Source organism: Bacillus sp. E214 (genome assembly GCF_008087365.1).
Taxonomy (GTDB): Bacteria; Bacillota; Bacilli; order Bacillales; family Pradoshiaceae; genus Pradoshia.
In genome coordinates, this window is the sequence record NZ_VENN01000002.1 from 43,846 (window position 1) to 59,483 (window position 15,638).

The 15,638-nt window shown below is 38.9% G+C and carries 13 protein-coding genes; 8 read left to right on the top strand and 5 right to left on the bottom strand.

Features of this window, described 5'->3' with window-relative positions; all coding sequences use genetic code 11:
- Positions 1-18 precede the first annotated feature (18 nt).
- The 3 genes from galE to FHY47_RS09560 all read right to left on the bottom strand — a co-directional run bounded on the left by galE (position 19) and on the right by FHY47_RS09560 (position 3,394).
- Positions 19-1,011 carry a UDP-glucose 4-epimerase GalE gene (gene galE, locus FHY47_RS09550; protein ID WP_148630337.1) on the bottom strand — a complete coding sequence of 331 codons (993 nt, stop codon included), beginning with the start codon at positions 1,009-1,011 and terminating at the stop codon, positions 19-21.
- Complete coding sequence (locus FHY47_RS09555) at positions 1,008-2,198, bottom strand: galactokinase (protein ID WP_148630340.1); 1,191 nt, start codon at positions 2,196-2,198, stop codon at positions 1,008-1,010. The genes galE and FHY47_RS09555 overlap by 4 nt, the downstream gene beginning before the upstream one ends.
- Before the next feature lie 206 nt (positions 2,199-2,404).
- Entirely contained in the window at positions 2,405-3,394 is a 990-nt protein-coding gene (locus FHY47_RS09560) for a LacI family DNA-binding transcriptional regulator (protein ID WP_066109631.1), read from the bottom strand.
- A 322-nt stretch (positions 3,395-3,716) separates the two neighbouring features.
- On the opposite strand from FHY47_RS09560, the gene FHY47_RS09565 reads away from it, so the two are divergent.
- The 5 genes from FHY47_RS09565 (at position 3,717) to FHY47_RS09585 (ending at position 8,198) form a co-directional block, all read left to right on the top strand.
- Positions 3,717-5,465, top strand: a complete 1,749-nt coding sequence (locus FHY47_RS09565; RefSeq protein ID WP_148630342.1) for a solute:sodium symporter family transporter — start codon at positions 3,717-3,719, stop codon at positions 5,463-5,465.
- 282 nt (positions 5,466-5,747) lie between these two features.
- The gene (locus FHY47_RS09570) at positions 5,748-6,083 is read left to right on the top strand and encodes an aminotransferase yhxA (protein ID WP_066109628.1); all 336 of its coding nucleotides are present in this window, start codon (positions 5,748-5,750) and stop codon (positions 6,081-6,083) included.
- Positions 6,084-6,106: 23 nt separating this feature from the next.
- Positions 6,107-6,505, top strand: a complete 399-nt coding sequence (locus tag FHY47_RS09575) for a DUF350 domain-containing protein (protein WP_066109625.1) — start codon at positions 6,107-6,109, stop codon at positions 6,503-6,505.
- Positions 6,506-6,523: 18 nt separating this feature from the next.
- Positions 6,524-6,985 carry an RNA helicase gene (locus tag FHY47_RS09580; RefSeq protein ID WP_066109622.1) on the top strand — a complete coding sequence of 154 codons (462 nt, stop codon included), beginning with the start codon at positions 6,524-6,526 and terminating at the stop codon, positions 6,983-6,985.
- Positions 6,978-8,198 carry a glutathionylspermidine synthase family protein gene (locus tag FHY47_RS09585; protein ID WP_148630759.1) on the top strand — a complete coding sequence of 407 codons (1,221 nt, stop codon included), beginning with the start codon at positions 6,978-6,980 and terminating at the stop codon, positions 8,196-8,198. The genes FHY47_RS09580 and FHY47_RS09585 overlap by 8 nt, the downstream gene beginning before the upstream one ends.
- 64 nt (positions 8,199-8,262) lie before the next feature.
- Here the strand turns inward: FHY47_RS09585 and FHY47_RS09590 are convergent, their stop codons facing one another.
- On the bottom strand, positions 8,263-8,781 hold the full coding sequence (locus FHY47_RS09590; protein WP_262365994.1) for a hypothetical protein: 519 nt from the start codon (positions 8,779-8,781) through the stop codon (positions 8,263-8,265).
- Between the two features lie 155 nt (positions 8,782-8,936).
- Between FHY47_RS09590 and FHY47_RS09595 the strand changes: the two genes are divergently transcribed.
- From FHY47_RS09595 to msrA, 3 genes are all read left to right on the top strand, one after another.
- A complete protein-coding gene (locus FHY47_RS09595) occupies positions 8,937-9,671 on the top strand; it encodes a DUF2238 domain-containing protein (protein WP_066109620.1) in 735 nt (244 codons plus the stop codon).
- 130 nt (positions 9,672-9,801) lie between these two features.
- Positions 9,802-10,272 carry a PaaI family thioesterase gene (locus tag FHY47_RS09600; protein WP_148630764.1) on the top strand — a complete coding sequence of 157 codons (471 nt, stop codon included), beginning with the start codon at positions 9,802-9,804 and terminating at the stop codon, positions 10,270-10,272.
- Positions 10,273-10,512: 240 nt separating this feature from the next.
- Complete coding sequence (msrA, locus tag FHY47_RS09605) at positions 10,513-11,472, top strand: peptide-methionine (S)-S-oxide reductase MsrA (RefSeq protein ID WP_066109614.1); 960 nt, start codon at positions 10,513-10,515, stop codon at positions 11,470-11,472.
- A 50-nt stretch (positions 11,473-11,522) separates the two neighbouring features.
- On the opposite strand, the gene FHY47_RS09610 is transcribed toward msrA, so the two are convergent.
- A complete protein-coding gene (locus FHY47_RS09610; RefSeq protein ID WP_148630344.1) occupies positions 11,523-15,038 on the bottom strand; it encodes a bifunctional 2',3'-cyclic-nucleotide 2'-phosphodiesterase/3'-nucleotidase in 3,516 nt (1,171 codons plus the stop codon).
- Positions 15,039-15,638 lie beyond the last annotated feature (600 nt).

A 15,638-nucleotide genomic window follows, 5' to 3' on the forward strand; every position in this document is an offset into this window, starting at 1 on the left:
TTAATCGATTTAACTAGGTTACTTATCTCCATAGCCGTTTGGATGGGCCTGATGCCATTTCCAGGCATCGGTAATAATATTTTGGATGGACGTCCGTTTTGGTCTCCAGCCCAAAATGCGCCCGGCTTTTTCAGAAGAGGCAATTAGCGTACTTGGATCACCGGATCTTTTAGGGGCGATTTTAGCGGGAAGCTCGTGGCCTGTTACAGCTCTGGCTGCTTCGACAATCTCCTTGACTGAAAATCCATTGCTGCTGCCAAGGTTAAAGATATTACTTTCTCCACCGTTTTGAAGATACTTCAATGCTAAAATATGAGCATCAATTAAGTCCTCAACATGGATATAATCACGGATACATGTGCCATCCTCCGTTGGATAATCATCTCCGAAAATGGAAATCGATTCTCGCTGTCCTAATGCTACTTGAAGTACTACTGGAATTAAATGTGTTTCCGGATGATGGTCTTCACCAATTTCCCCGGTTGAACGGGCACCGGCAACGTTAAAATAACGGAGCGACACATAATTCATGCCGTAGGCTGTATCACACCACTTCATCAATTTCTCCATCGTCAGTTTTGTTTCACCGTAGGCATTCGTTGGATTTGTCTGCATTTCTTCCGTAATCGGTGTTTGTTCCTGCTCTCCATATGTAGCTGCGGTAGAGGAGAAGACAATATGCTTAACATTGAACTCGTTCATCACTTCAAGCAGTACTTGTGTTCCATATACATTATTACGGAAATACTCGAGCGGCTTTTCCATAGATTCTCCAACAAGTGAATAGGCAGCAAAATGAAGTACAGCGTCTACCTTTTCCTTCGTAAAAACTTCGCGTAAAAAGTCCTTGTCTCGAATATCTCCTTGATAAAATCTTGCCTTTGGATGTATGGCTCCTTTATGGCCTGTTTGTAAATTATCAACCACCACTGTGTCGTAACTTTCGTCGAGTAGTTGGTATACGGCATGGGAACCAATATAACCAGCCCCACCAAGAACTAGTGTACTCATACAATCGCCTCCGTTATAATTTCCTTTGTTCCATCACCAATGCTGGCAACATAAAAGTCTGCCTCATAACCGATTGTTTGTTTGTACGCATCACCGACTTCCTGAATAAAACGTTCGATATGAGCTGATTGAACCAATGCAATCGCACAGCCGCCAAAACCGGCCCCCGTCATTCTAGAGCCAACGGTACCTTCTTGCTGCCAGGCTGCCTCCACTAATGCGTCGAGTTCCGGTCCGGTTACCTCGTAATCATCCCGAAGTGAAATATGGGACTCGTTCATATAGATACCGAATTGGACTAAATTACCATCCTGTAAGGCTTGAAAGGCTTTTTTTGTGCGTTCATTTTCATAAACTGCATGGCGTGCCCGTTTTTCAAGTGTGGAATCGGCAATGACAGCTTTATGTTGATCAAAAAGATCGATAGATAGTTCTCCAAGGGAGGATATATCAGTTGCTGTTTGCAGTCTTGCAAGCGCTGATTCACATTCGCTTCGCCGTTCATTATATTTTGAATCTGCCAGTTCTCTTCGTTTATTCGTATTCATGATGACAATCTGGTGATCTGCTATATCAAATGGGGCATATTCATAGCTTAAAGTCTGGCAATCAAGCAATATAGCTGATTTTGCTTTTCCCATTCCAATTGCAAACTGGTCCATAATACCGGAGTTTACTCCAATAAACTGGTTTTCCACCTTTTGACCAATTTTTACTAACTCGATACGGTCTATCTTTAATTGAAAGACTTCATTTACCATTACACCGATTAAAACTTCAAGTGAAGCAGAGGAAGAAAGGCCAGCTCCATTTGGAATATTGCCGTATATGAGAATATCAAGGCCGTTCGGCAGATTATTTCCATTCTCGGCTATATATCGAAGTACTCCCTTAGGATAGTTCGCCCATTGATGGGATGGGTCATAATCCAGATCATCTAAAGAAAATTCAATTATCCCGACCTCTTTGAAATTCAGTGAATATAGCCGAATAGTGCGGTCTCCACGCAGTCGTACTAACCCATATGTGCCATAGGTGATGGCAGATGGGAAAACATACCCACCATTGTAATCAGTATGCTCACCGATTAGGTTGATTCGGCCAGGTGAAAAAAAGGTACGAACCTTATCATTCATACTGCCTGAGAATATACTGTGAAATGCAGATAATAGTTTTTGATGGTCCATATTGGTCACTTCCCTCTAAATTTTAGGTAAAGCTTTTTATAATTAGTGAATCGAACAGTTTGCTTTTTAACGAGAGTATATTTCCTTTTTTTGAAAGCGTATCCAACTTTATTGTAATAAAAATTAGTAAAGTACGTCAATTAATTTTACTAAAATTTTTACTAATTAGTTTACCATACAAAAAAGCGCACATTTATTTGTGCGCTTTACTTGGAGCTTCCTCTTATTTTAAGTTGTGTAGCTATACTTACTTTCTTTGAGACTTGTCTTCCAGAAAACTGCTCAAGCAATAAATCTACTGCCGTTTCACCCATTAATTCGGTATAGACCTTAACCGTGCTTAAAGGGGGAGACATATATTTTGAAATGCTAATATCATTTACTCCAACAATACTAACTTGATCCGGTACGCGGACACCTGCATCTTGAAGGGCCCTTAATGCTCCAACAGCAATAGAGTCATTTCCGGCAAAAAAGGCTGTAGGAATTTCATCTTCGTGGTCCTTGACTGCTTGTTTCATCAGGTGGTATCCATCTTCAACAGAAAACTTGCCTTCATACACATAAGCTTCCTGATAGAGGCCCATGTCCGATAGAAATCGTTCAAAACTAGTTCTTCGAGGATCGTCAATTTTGGAAGTGTGATCCTTATAAATTTCCCGCCCACCTAAGTAGCCAATTTTAGTGTGTCCTTGATCCAGAAAATATTGAAGAATATTTCGTGTGGCTTTTTCGAAATCAACTATAACAGAATCGAATTGATCGTCATTAGGTGAACTATCTACAAAAACAAGGTTACTTGACACACTCTTTAGTTCCTCAGCCTGGTTTTCGCTGAATTTACCAATTGCGATAATCCCTTGAAATCCTTCATTTTGGAGGGAACGCAAATGCTCTATAGAAAAATTAGTGAACTTCATATTGTGGTATTCCAGGCGCTTTTCCACGCCAAGTCTGATTGCCATATAATAAAGATCGTCTAATTCCTCTTTTTCAGTATACCAATTCACGATTCCTACTTTATACATGATAGGTTTGCGTTTAGGTTTTTTTTGATAGTCTAATTCTTCAGCCGCTTCAAAAATCCTTTTTTTCGTCTCATCACTGACTGATAAAGAGTTGTCGTAATTAAGCACTCTTGAAACGGTCGCAATCGAAACTCCAACCATATTTGCGATATCTTTAATGGTGGCCATTGGACAGCTGCCCCCTTTCTTTTCTAAAAGTAAAATCCGGTTATTTTAGCGCTTTCAGTATACTATACTTTTTAGTAAATTTCTTTAGATTATTTTCGTTTTATTAAGGAAGGGTGTAAGGGATAGAAGTATGAAATACATAAAATATAGATAACCATTACGATAACCACTACCAATCACTCGTGTTAATAATTCCTTGATATTTTTTAGAAGATACAAAATTATTTTCTGTGTATTTAGTAAATAAATTGATTAATTTACTAAAATTTATTATGATACCCATGAAAACGTTTTTATAATAAGTCAACAGGGGGGAACCATTGTGCAGTGGTATATCATTCTTTCTTTTATTCTCTTTACGGGTGTAGTTGCCTACTATACATTTTCAAAATTGAGGAAAGAAAGGGTTAAAGGAAAAGTATCTAAGGATAATTATTTCTTAGGCGGAAGAAGTCTAACATGGGGCGTTATTGGGATGTCCCTGCTATTAACGAACCTAAATGCCACACAATTCGTTGGAATGAGCGGGCAATCCTTTGCGGGGAATATGAGTAACATGGCTTATGAAGTTACATCCGGATTCGTTTTAGCGTTAGTAGCTATTTATCTGCTTCCACGTTATTTAAAACAAGGAATCACAACTATTCCTGAATTTCTAGAAGATCGGTATGACAGTCAAGTTAAATCGTTTGTGTCTATATTATTCTTATTGGGATATGTGTTAAATATGCTGCCAACGACCCTTTATTCGGGAGCCATTGCATTAAGCCAAATGTTCGACATTGAAAGCACTTTTCATATCAGCTATGAGGCTGGCATTTGGATTATGGTGTGGTTAATCGGAATAATCGGCTTCTTCTATGCAGTATTGGGTGGACTGAAAGCGGTTGCGATTTCAGATACGTTTAATGGAGTTGCTTTGGCCATTGGCGGTTTATTAGTCCCAATTTTTGCGTTGCTTACTTTAGGAGACGGCAGCATATCTCAAGGGTTTTCACAATTTGTTGCAGCGACTCCTGAAAAGTTTAATGCAATTGGTACCAATCATGATGTTGTCCCATTTGGAGCGGCTTTAACGGGCCTTTTACTAGTGAACTTTTATTATTGGGGAACTGATCAATCTATTATTCAACGTGCTTTGGCAGCTAAGGATTTAAAAGAAGGACAAAAGGGGATCATGTTTGTCGGTTTAATGAAAATCTTTACACCGATTATTGTTATTATCCCTGGGATTATGGCATTTCAGATTATCGGTAATACGGGAGCTAACCCAGACACAATGTATTCAGCTCTTGTAACAGAAGTAATGCCGAAACCGTTAATTGGCTTGTTTGCAGCTGCTATGTTTGGATCTGTATTAAGTGTCTTTAATGGAATCTTAAATAGCGCGTCAACCTTATTTGCGATCAATGTGTATGCGCCAACCTTTGGGAAAAATAAATCTGATGAGGAAATTGTCAGGAAAGGGAAATGGTTCGGTGTCTTCATTGCTCTGATCTCCATGTTTATCGCACCACTGATTATGTATGCACCAAGCGGGTTGTTCCAATACTTACAAGTTATAAACGGCTTTTTCAATGTACCGATTTTCACGATTATCTTTATTGGTTATGTGACAAAGAGAGTTCCGGCTATCGCAGCGAAAATAGCCATAACCTTCTTTATTGCGACGTATGCAATCCTTCAGCTGGTTGTTAAACCTGAGATGAGCTTCTTATATCAATTGGCTATTCTGTTTGTCATCAGCTGTCTGCTTATGTTGATAATCGGTAAAATCAAACCAAGAGAAGAGGCATACGTTCTTCCAAGCCGCAATCTTGTAAACCTGGATCCATGGAAATATCGTCAGGAAGCTGCCTGGGGAATGATCTTCTGTGTCACTGCTTTCTATATCGTATTCTCGAAACTCGGTCTCGCAAGTGAAACAGGCTTTGGTGTACATACTTGGGTTTGGCTGGGCGTAGCTGCTCTAATTTGTCTAATCGGTTTATACATAACCAAGAAAATTGGAAGTAGGGCAAATATAACTAAACCTATAGAAAAAACCAATCTTAATAAAAATGTATTGTAGTAAATTTACAATATAGTAATCTAAAATCACTTTCCTGAGTAAGGAAGGTGATTTTTTTCGGAGAATAAATCAATCGTCTTTAATAGTTTTTCAGCAGGGATTATATGTGTTGGTTAGTAGGGTGTCGGTTACTTTAGAATACTAAATACTTTCGTAAGCAGGTGTTATACATAAATAATCCCTATAACTAAAGAGAAAGACATAAATTCTTCTTCCAATTATTATACTTTTTATTGGAAGTATTTGGTAAAATATAACGAAAGAGGGATTGAGGTGAGATGATTGAATAAAACCAAAAAAATCATGATTGGTGTGACTGTAACTGCGTTGACCATTGGTTTGGTCGGGTGTGGGACATCAAATGCAGATCTTCCTCCAAAACCCACAGATTCAGACTGCGGAGATTGGAAATGGGATGATGATGATGGTGTTTGGGAGTGTGATGATGACAACTCGAGGTATCACGGCCATTATTATTATGGCGGTTATTTTTATGGAAATCGAAGCATGCTTCTGAACAATAAGGGCTACCAATCCTATAAAAATAGTTCTTCTTTTAAGGGGGGGATTAAGGCTAGTTCGGGATTTGGCAGCGGAACAAAATCTTTTGGAGGTTAAGCCTTTGAAAAAGGAGGATTTATATGAATTTATATCTTAATTTTCTTTCATATTTAGGAGTAGCCTTGTTATTGCTTGCTGCAGGGATTGCTTTATTTACTATAAGTACGCCAAAGCTGAGGGAATTCAAGCTGATTTCTGAGAAGAACTCTACAGCAGCCATGTCACTCGGCGGTAAGATCGTTGGGCTCTCAATCGTACTTGGGGCAGCAATTGAATATTCCGTATCACTTAGAGATATGGTGATATGGGGAGTTATCGGGATTGTCTCACAGATTGTTGTGTTCTTGCTTGCCGAGGTTCTTACGATAAGGTTTAGCATTCATCAAGCAATCGAGGAAGATAATCATGCTGTTGGAATCATGTTAGTCTCGTTGTCACTGGCTGTGGGGTTAATTTTAGCGAAATGTCTATCCTATTAAATAAGGCAGGTAAGTGGAGTGAAGCAATTAACGTATTATTTAGATAAAGGAAATGAGCGGTTTGAGCCCTTTTATCAATACAATCTCCCAACTGTTGGGGTGGATGAGTGCTATGCCAGACAGCTTTGTACGTATTTTATTGTAAGAGGAACACAATATGAGCTAATATCGAATGAAATGTCTGCTGAAGAGGAAATCCTTGTGGTTAAGGAAACAGGGAGGAATTTGCAGGGGGAGAAAGAAAAAAACTACCGTGGTCAAGGGATTCATATTGAATTTCGAAACCATGAATTACGGGAAAACTATCGGCTGCTTTCTTGCACTCCTTACGAGAATCATTATGAAGTACTCCGCTATCTCTTGAAGGATGTAGTTGATGTACCGGGCGCCGGACAGATGTTAGTGACGTCCACTGAGATTGATGAAGACCGGGGTGTTTATGTGATTTATGTTAAGGAGTTAGATGATGTTGATGGATAAGTACCATGAAAGAAGAAGCAAATTTTATGATCATATAGAGGGCTTTTGGGCTAATCTTTATGGTGAGGAATATGCCTTATATGATATGAAGCTGATAGGCAGGCAAGAGGCAGCACATATACGCCTAGCTACTGAACGAATTGGCAGGGTATACTCAAAAATGGCTTCGCTATTACGTAAAGTTCCATATGAAACTTTTCTTGAGATGGGTTATCCAGAAGAGACCATTTCTTTTTTAAGACTTAAAGTTCACCCGGCTGAAAGTGTGATTGCGCGCCTGGATCTAATTCCATATGGAGGTGGTTATAAGTGTATCGAGATTAATTCAGATACTCCCACATTTATAAAAGAATTATTTCATATAAATGGACGTATCTGCAAAGAGTTTGGGGCAGGGAATCCAAATGATGGCTTGGAGGTGCAGTTGTATAGGGCAGTTCAGGATAGTATCCAGCAAGTCAGTAAGGGGAAAGCTCCGCATATCGTATTTACGGCTCATGAGGATCATATTGAGGACAGAGAAACCGTTCAGTATCTTAAAAAGGCTGTTCCATCATCCAAATTCACTCCCTTGCATAAGCTGCAAATTCAAAGAGGCGTAGGCTTATTCGATGAGAATGGAGTCAGGATTGATATCCTTTATCGGCAGACTTTTCCGATTGAAAATATTATTATGGATCAGGACAAAGATGGGAATACAATTGGCTTATGGTTGCTGGAGTTAGTGGAAGAGGGGAAGCTATCCATCCTGAATCCTCCATCGGCATTTTTACTGCAAAATAAAGCAGTTCAGGCTGTCATTTGGGGATTGCATGAAGAGAGGCATCCCTTTTTTACGGAGGAGGAACATAAGTGGGTAGAGGATTATTTTCTGCCGACATACCTTGAAGCCGAGCCCTTTTTGAAAAATCAACTGCCCTATGTGAAAAAACCAGCCTTTGGGCGTGAGGGTGACACAGTTGAAATCTTTAGTGAAGATGGCCGATTAATGTACGCAGATAGCCAAAAGTCATATTCTGAATACACCTCAGTTTATCAACTTTATATGGAACAGCCAACTGTACAATATCAAAGTGAAAAGGGGCTTCAGGAAGGCCGGTTGCTCTTGGGAAGCTTCCTGCTTAATGGAAAATCATCTGCCTTCGGCTACAGGGTTGGCGGAATGATTACCAATAATCTATCCTATTACTTGCCTGTTGGTATAGGTGATTGATAGATTGCTTGTTTTACCTTTACGATCATCCAAGGAGGGCCCTATAATAGGGGCCCTTGGTTTCCTAATCCCAATAGTTAAAAATAATCTCTCCAACTAAATTAGGTTTCCAATACTTAATTTGCTCTAATTCAGCGAAAGTTAAATCATGATCATTTTGTAAAAAATCATGCTTTAAATGATTTTTAATAATGACAGGTTGGTTCAGCTCACTTGTATGCAGTACTTTATAAAAAGAGGAAAATGTCTCGACAAGATGAGGGAGATCAATGAATTCAATGGATTCATACTCAACACTTGAGGCAAAAGCAAGCAAGGGATAATACTTATTCAGTAAAATATGTAATTCCTCATTATTAAATGATAGGTGTGCATAATAAAAACTCGTCGGATATGCAGGATCTCTCCATTCATTAAGCGTTCCGCCATTATAATTGACAATAGAATAACAGAGCTGCTTGAACTGCCTTTCGTCCATTGGTGACAGTTGATTATCTGCTGAATCGAAGAATCCGGTTATCCCATTAGGAAGCCTCATCTGTTCACCGCCATAGATATCTGATATTTTGGTATTATTACCCAATAAGGGAAAGTGTAACATACAACTAGTTAAGCCGATAGCTCTTTAGTTACTAAACTATGTAATCCTATTAAAATTCTTCTTTTATAGCAATGTATCCAATTGCCATACCAATAAGTAGGGCAATAAAGGTAAAATAAGAGAGAGGAGGGGTTAAAGTGGAATACATAAAATATGAAAAAAGGAAAAACTGGACCTTTAGAGTAGTTCTGCTATTACTCGCGATATCAGTCATTTATGCTATTTATATGTTAATTAATGCCCCATCAGGCGTTGCCCAAAATGAATATGAACGTGTGAAAAGTGACTATGTATTAATGATTTTGCAATGTTTAACAGGGTGTATAGTTATTTTCCTGCCATCCCAACTTGAACATCGCTTCCGCATTGATATACCGGATATCATGGAAATTATGTATTTTATCTTTTTATTTTGTGCGATCTATCTTGGTGAGGTTCGAAACTTTTATTATAAAGTTCCTTACTGGGATTTAATTCTACATTGCTTTAGTGCAGCTATGCTGGGAGCGTTAGGATTCATTATTGTGAATTTCCTTAACAATACCAAGAAAACAATTGATTTAAGTCCCTTTTTTGTGGCTCTATTCGCCTTTTGTTTTGCAATAACCTGTGGAACCGTTTGGGAAATTTATGAGTTTCTTGCTGATGGTGTCTTAGGAACAAACATGCAAAAATTCATTACAGGAGAGGGAGTTGTCTTGATTGGGCGAGACGCTGTAATGGATACGATGGGAGATATTATTGTAGATGCTCTCGGTGCGTTCACTGTCACAGCAATTGGCTATATTAATTTAAAAAAGCAACAAAAAAGTAGAATCGTAGAGGAAGAAGAACAGAAGATGTGGATTGAATCCGAAAAGACTGGTTCATAATTATGACAAAAAGAAGTTGCACCTGCAGCCATTAACCCAACCAAAGGATAATGTGCTCAGATTTATATGCATATTGAATTGAAAAAATCTTTAGCTACTCATTTTAGTAAGGAGTGATTTGGTGATAAAGATGATTGAAAAAGCAATCCAGGATATTTATCCAGATGATTTTGCTTGGTGCTATGGCTGTGGGCGACTGAATAAAGATGGACATCATTTTCGAACTGGCTGGGATGGTAATAAGACTAAAACCGTATATGAGCCAAAATCTGATCACATGGCAATACCAGGGTTTGTCTATGGAGGAGTCATTGCATCCTTAATTGATTGCCATGGGACTGGCTCTGCCTCTCTGGCTCTCCATCGAAAAAACGGATTTGATGTGGGAGATGATGCAATTCCACCTCGATTCGTAACTGCTTCATTACATGTTGATTTTATGAAACCGACACCTGAGGGAGTCCCATTAATTGCAATCGGTTCTTTAACTGAAATCCACCCGAAAAAGTGGAAAGTGGAAACAGAGGTTTATGCTGATGAAATACTTTGTGCCAGGGGAATTGTCGAAGCAGTCGTTATGCCTGGTACATTTAAAAAATAAATGAATTAAAGGGGCAGTGTTAAACAAAGGGTAATGAGACCTTTTGTTTGCACTGCCTTTATTATTGCCTTAATATAAAACCATTTAGAGCAGCCTTTTTACTTGAGGGATAAGATACATAGTAGGAATCATTTTTATTGTTTATATAAATACGCATATGAGTTTGAATACGATAGAAGTAGGGTTGGAAAAGATAGTAGGGTTGATTACCCAAAATAATGATAGTGGGGTGTATACTGAATGGATCATCAATTGGAACTGGCAACATTTGCGGGCGGCTGTTTTTGGTGTATGGTATCACCATTTGACGAGCAGCCGGGAATTATAAAAGTCGTATCCGGTTATACGGGTGGACATACGGAGAATCCAACATATGAAGAGGTTTGCAGTGATACAACAGGCCATTATGAAGCTGTTCAAATTACTTATGACCCTGAAAAAATGTCATATGAAACATTGCTTAAACAATATTGGCAGCAAATTGACCCGACAGATGCCGGAGGGCAATTTAATGATCGGGGCGATTCTTATCGAACAGCCATTTTTTATCATAATGAAGAGCAGCATCGTTTAGCCGAGGATTCTAAGAAGGAACTAGCCAACAGTGGACGATTTCAGAAGGAAATTGTAACGAAGATACTCCCGGCTGGTCCGTTTTACAGAGCGGAAGAGAAGCACCAGCATTATTATAAGAAGAATCCTTTTCACTATAATCTTTATAAAGAGGGATCTGGCCGTGCTCGTTTTATAAGAGATAATTGGAAGAATACAAAAAGTGATGAGCAGCTTCGAGCGGAATTAACACCGCTCCAATACGAGGTGACAAGGAATAATGCAACAGAGCCACCATTTCAAAATGAATATTGGGACAATAAGGAAGAGGGAATCTATGTAGATATCATTTCGGGTGAACCTTTATTTAGTTCACTTGACCAATATGATGCCGGCTGTGGCTGGCCGAGTTTTACGAAACCAATACAGCGACATGAAATGGAAGAAAAGCTTGATACTTCATATGGGATGCGAAGAATTGAAGTAAGGTCCAAAACATCAGACTCTCATCTGGGGCATGTTTTTGATGATGGGCCAGGCCCGGATCGAGCACGTTATTGTATTAACTCCGCCGCCCTCCGATTTATCCCTCTAGATCAGTTAGAGGAAAAGGGATACGGTCAATATTTAAGTTTATTTAATAAGTAAAACTAAGAAAGGACTGCCTATTATGAAATTGGCAGTCCTTTAATCACTTGTTAATCTATTTTTTGAATTCTACCCTCTGCCTTATACTCAAACGGGGAAGGCAAGGTTTTTACAAACTCAACAGTTGCATCTATATCAACTGGTCCGACTTCCATATCTGTTGATAGCTTACCAAAGCTCGTACTGATATTTCCATACATATAGTTGTTGATTACGGCTGTGTATTCTTTATTCGGATCGACTTTACTGCCATCCGGTAAAAGGATATCGACTACTTTACCAGTTTTCGCTTGGTCGTCATATGTGTACGTATATTTAAAACCGGACACGTGGTAATCTAAACCTCTTGCGGTGATTTGTTCATTTAAAATAACTTCTAAATCAGCTCCGCTAAGCTTTACTTTGTTTAATACGTTACCAAAGGGCTGGATGGCGAATAAATCTCCAAATGTCACCTCGCCTGTGTCTAATGGAGAGCGTACACCGCCACCATTCATTAAGGCGAAATCTGAATCCATGGCTGCCTTCATACCATCTGCAATTAAATTACCGAGGGCAATATCACTGAATTCTCTTGCTGTAGTTGGATAGCTTTTTTCAAGAGAAGCCGTATTATTGCCTATTATTTGCGCCTTAATGGGTTCTACGCGATCAGAGTATTTTTTTAGAATAGATGAGACTTCTGAATCTGGAGCATAGTCCTTTTGGTAAACGGTGTTTATTTCCCCTGTTTTGCTGACGATATCACCTGTTAGTGGGTCAATGGTGATATCTACATCAGAAAAAGCATTTCCATAGGAGTAAGCTTGAACAATTAATTTTTCATCAACAACACGGTTCACGTTTACATGGTTATGTGCCGCAAAAATCACATCGACTTCATCATTAATCTGCTCTGCAATCCGGCTTGCATCGAAGGAATCGGTATAGCCAGTTTGCGTTGCGGGATTATGGGCTAGCACGATAATAGCCTCAATTCCTTGTTTCTTAAGTTCATCTGTATATTTGTTGATGGCAGCTACTTCATCTGTGATTTTTAATGATTCATTTCCTTTTGTTACGATCATAGTAGGCGTTTCCTGAGTTACAACGCCAATAACACCAATTTTTTCGCCCTCAGCTTCTAAAACTGTATAGGGCTGGGTGATTAAATTCCCATCTCTAGTGTCAAAAGCATTGGCAGCTACTAATGGAAAGTTCATTCCGTCATAGTCAGCGTTGCCTTTAGGATGGTCGCCGCCATTCATCATACGCTTTAGTTCATCAATGCCCTCATCAAACTCATGGTTGCCAAATGTTCCGACATCAAATCCGATTGCTTCTAATATTTCAACGGTAGGCTCGTCCTGGAATAAAGCGGAGACTAACGGACTTCCTCCAATCATATCCCCGGCATGCACTAGAAATGTATTGGGATTTGTAGCTTCTTCCTTCTTTAATGCTGCCGCTGTATATGAAATAGGTCCTGTTGGTAAATCTCCAACAGTAGTGACAGTATCTAACTGTCCGTGTAAATCATTTAATCCCAGTAACTGAACATTGACTCCACGATTTAGATTGATATTGAAGATTCCGAAGCCTTTAGAGTCTGTTTTTCCTGTGTACGTGAATGGTGTTTCATCTGTAATATACTCTTCTGCCTTTGGTGAAGTTGTAAATGTGACATTCGCATTTCCTGATATTGGAGCAATAGACCAGTTGCGGTCAGCAGTTGGTGTGATTTCTTTTACTTCAGAAATGTAATCCATTAGAACTTGGCGGTTTTCATCTGCTGAATCAATGACCAGTTCACTGCCTTTTAATCCAGGGAAGTTACCTCCGCCACCGGCACGATAGTTGTTTGTCACAACGATAAATTCCTGATCTGGATCAATTGGACTTCCATTGTACTCCAGATTAATTACTCGGCTTGATTCTGGGTTTATAAGAGTACCGTTTGGTGCATATTTTGGAGCCTTCGTCACATCAATTTGATAATTGACACCATCGATGACATCAAAATTATATACTGCAAAGGAAGGGTTCAATAGTTCTTGTTCACTTTCTTTGGCAGGGTCTATCATATTAAACTTACCTGCCGACATTTCAATCCATTCTTTTACTACGGAGCCTTTGATTTTAACGGCTTTCAATGTATTGTCGTAGAGATATAAATCACCGGCGCTTCGAATGGTTAAATCGCCCTTTTTAATATCGGTGAACTCATCAACACCGTTTCGGCCAGCTTTAAACGGAGCACCAACAGACAATATAGGCAAATCCTTTAATTCCGGTTTATTTAATTCAATGTACTTTTCTGCATACCATTTTTGTGCATTCGTAACGACCTGAACAGATGGATCGTCCTGAACCAGTGCGAAGTAGCTGTAAATATCATCAGTTGTAGTACCGATAGGAGTATCAATATATTTCAACGTACCTTCGTGATCCTTTTGAACAGCACGAACAATCGATTTATCAGGTTGTACAGACTCGTCAACACTCCTTGTGGAGGATTGAGATTTGGATACTTCCCACTCACCTTTTACTTGTTTTAATGTCAAATCAATAATTCCAAGTGCAGCGCCACCATACCCTGCCTGAACAGCAGGTACGCCATTAATGGTTCCTTTAGTATTATCAACACCAGGAAGAGGATTTCCTGCAGAATCTTTGAATAAAGCATCTAATTCAGTAACGGTTTTAGCTGGGAATACTTTATGTGTGTGTGAAAAAGTGAGAGCATCAATACCAGGTACTTTGCTTAAAGCATATACGGTATCCTCTGTATTATCGAGATTCCCATTAAAACCGGAGTGAGCCATAGCAACAATTACATCCGCACCTTTTTTCTCTAGGACAGGAATGTATTTTTTAGCAGTTGCTACAACATCCTTTGTAATGACCTTTCCATCAAGATGGGCCTTGTCCCATTCGTTGATTTGTGGTGGAACAAACCCGATATAGCCAATCTTGATGATTTTGGTTTTTCCGGATTGGTCTTTAACTTTTTTATTGACGATTTTATAGGGCTGGAATTTATGTACATCATTGCGTGGATTGTTATCCTGATCATCAATGTATACGTTTGCATTAATGACAGGAAAATCAGCGTCATTATATACTTCGTTCAGATATTTCAACCCATAGTTAAACTCGTGGTTTCCAAGAGTCGCTATATCATAATCCATGATATTCATAGCCTTTATGGCTGGATGTGTTTCTCTTCTTTCTAACGGATCGATTTTAGCTTTATATGTGCCAAGAGGTGTCCCTTGAATTAAATCGCCATTATCAACTAATACAGAATTTTTTACTTCTGAACGTGCCTTTTTTACGAGAGTAGCTGTTTTAGCTAAACCTATGTTAGGGGCGGAGCTATCTTTATAATAATCATAGCTTAAAAGATTAGTATGAATATCTGTCGTTTCCATAATACGGAGTTCTACTTGTGATTGTCCCTTAGGCTTATGATGCTTGTGATTGGTGGCTTCTGCTTCACTTGTCATAAATGATGTTGCTGCCAAGCTGATTGCCATTGTACTTGTTAAAAAGATCCGACCTTTAATACTACTCCATAGTTTCATACGAGGCACCTATCCTTTGTATTTTTTTGAGAGTTTTAGGCTCCGCTTACAAATATATCAAATTTAAAGTGGTATATGGATAGGTATCTAGGATAACAGTTAAATACTACTATTAATTATATTGGTTCAGGTTAAAAAACTAGTTATCATTACTCAGTGCATAATTAAATATAGGTATAATGGATGTCAAAGTAATCGGTTATTTTGGAGAAGACATGAGAATTTGGTTTGGTATTTCATAAAATAGAATATGCGGAGACTATCAAAAGGGATAAGAGGATTATAAGGACTAAAAAAGAAGATTGGAACAATAACTTATAAACGTTCCTGAAAAGACGAACGATATCTAATTTATCGACTTTGTTACTTATTAAAGAGTTAAGTTGGAAGAAAAGTTCGTTTCATTGCGCGCTTACTCCACTCGCTTTCCGCGGGGAGGAGGGCTTTAGCCTCCTAGGCTGCGCCTTGCTCAGGTCTCAGTCTTTCCTCTACTTCCCGCAGGAGTCGGTGGCTTCCGCTCCATTCCACTAAGTTTAATAATGGTATATAGAACTAACTAATCTATTGAAAACAAATAAAAATCCGAACTATTAGGCGAAA

What these genes read in the sequence shown, in the direction of transcription:
- galE (WP_148630337.1), bottom strand. Translation starts at nt 1,011, where the DNA reads ATGAGTACACTAGTTCTTGGTGGGGCTGGTTATATTGGTTCCCATGCC.
- FHY47_RS09555 (WP_148630340.1), bottom strand. Translation starts at nt 2,198, where the DNA reads ATGGACCATCAAAAACTATTATCTGCATTTCACAGTATATTCTCAGGC.
- FHY47_RS09560 (WP_066109631.1), bottom strand. Translation starts at nt 3,394, where the DNA reads ATGGCCACCATTAAAGATATCGCAAATATGGTTGGAGTTTCGATTGCG.
- FHY47_RS09575 (WP_066109625.1), top strand. Translation starts at nt 6,107, where the DNA reads ATGAATTTATATCTTAATTTTCTTTCATATTTAGGAGTAGCCTTGTTA.
- FHY47_RS09585 (WP_148630759.1), top strand. Translation starts at nt 6,978, where the DNA reads ATGGATAAGTACCATGAAAGAAGAAGCAAATTTTATGATCATATAGAG.
- FHY47_RS09600 (WP_148630764.1), top strand. Translation starts at nt 9,802, where the DNA reads ATGATTGAAAAAGCAATCCAGGATATTTATCCAGATGATTTTGCTTGG.
- msrA (WP_066109614.1), top strand. Translation starts at nt 10,513, where the DNA reads ATGGATCATCAATTGGAACTGGCAACATTTGCGGGCGGCTGTTTTTGG.
- FHY47_RS09610 (WP_148630344.1), bottom strand. Translation starts at nt 15,038, where the DNA reads ATGAAACTATGGAGTAGTATTAAAGGTCGGATCTTTTTAACAAGTACA.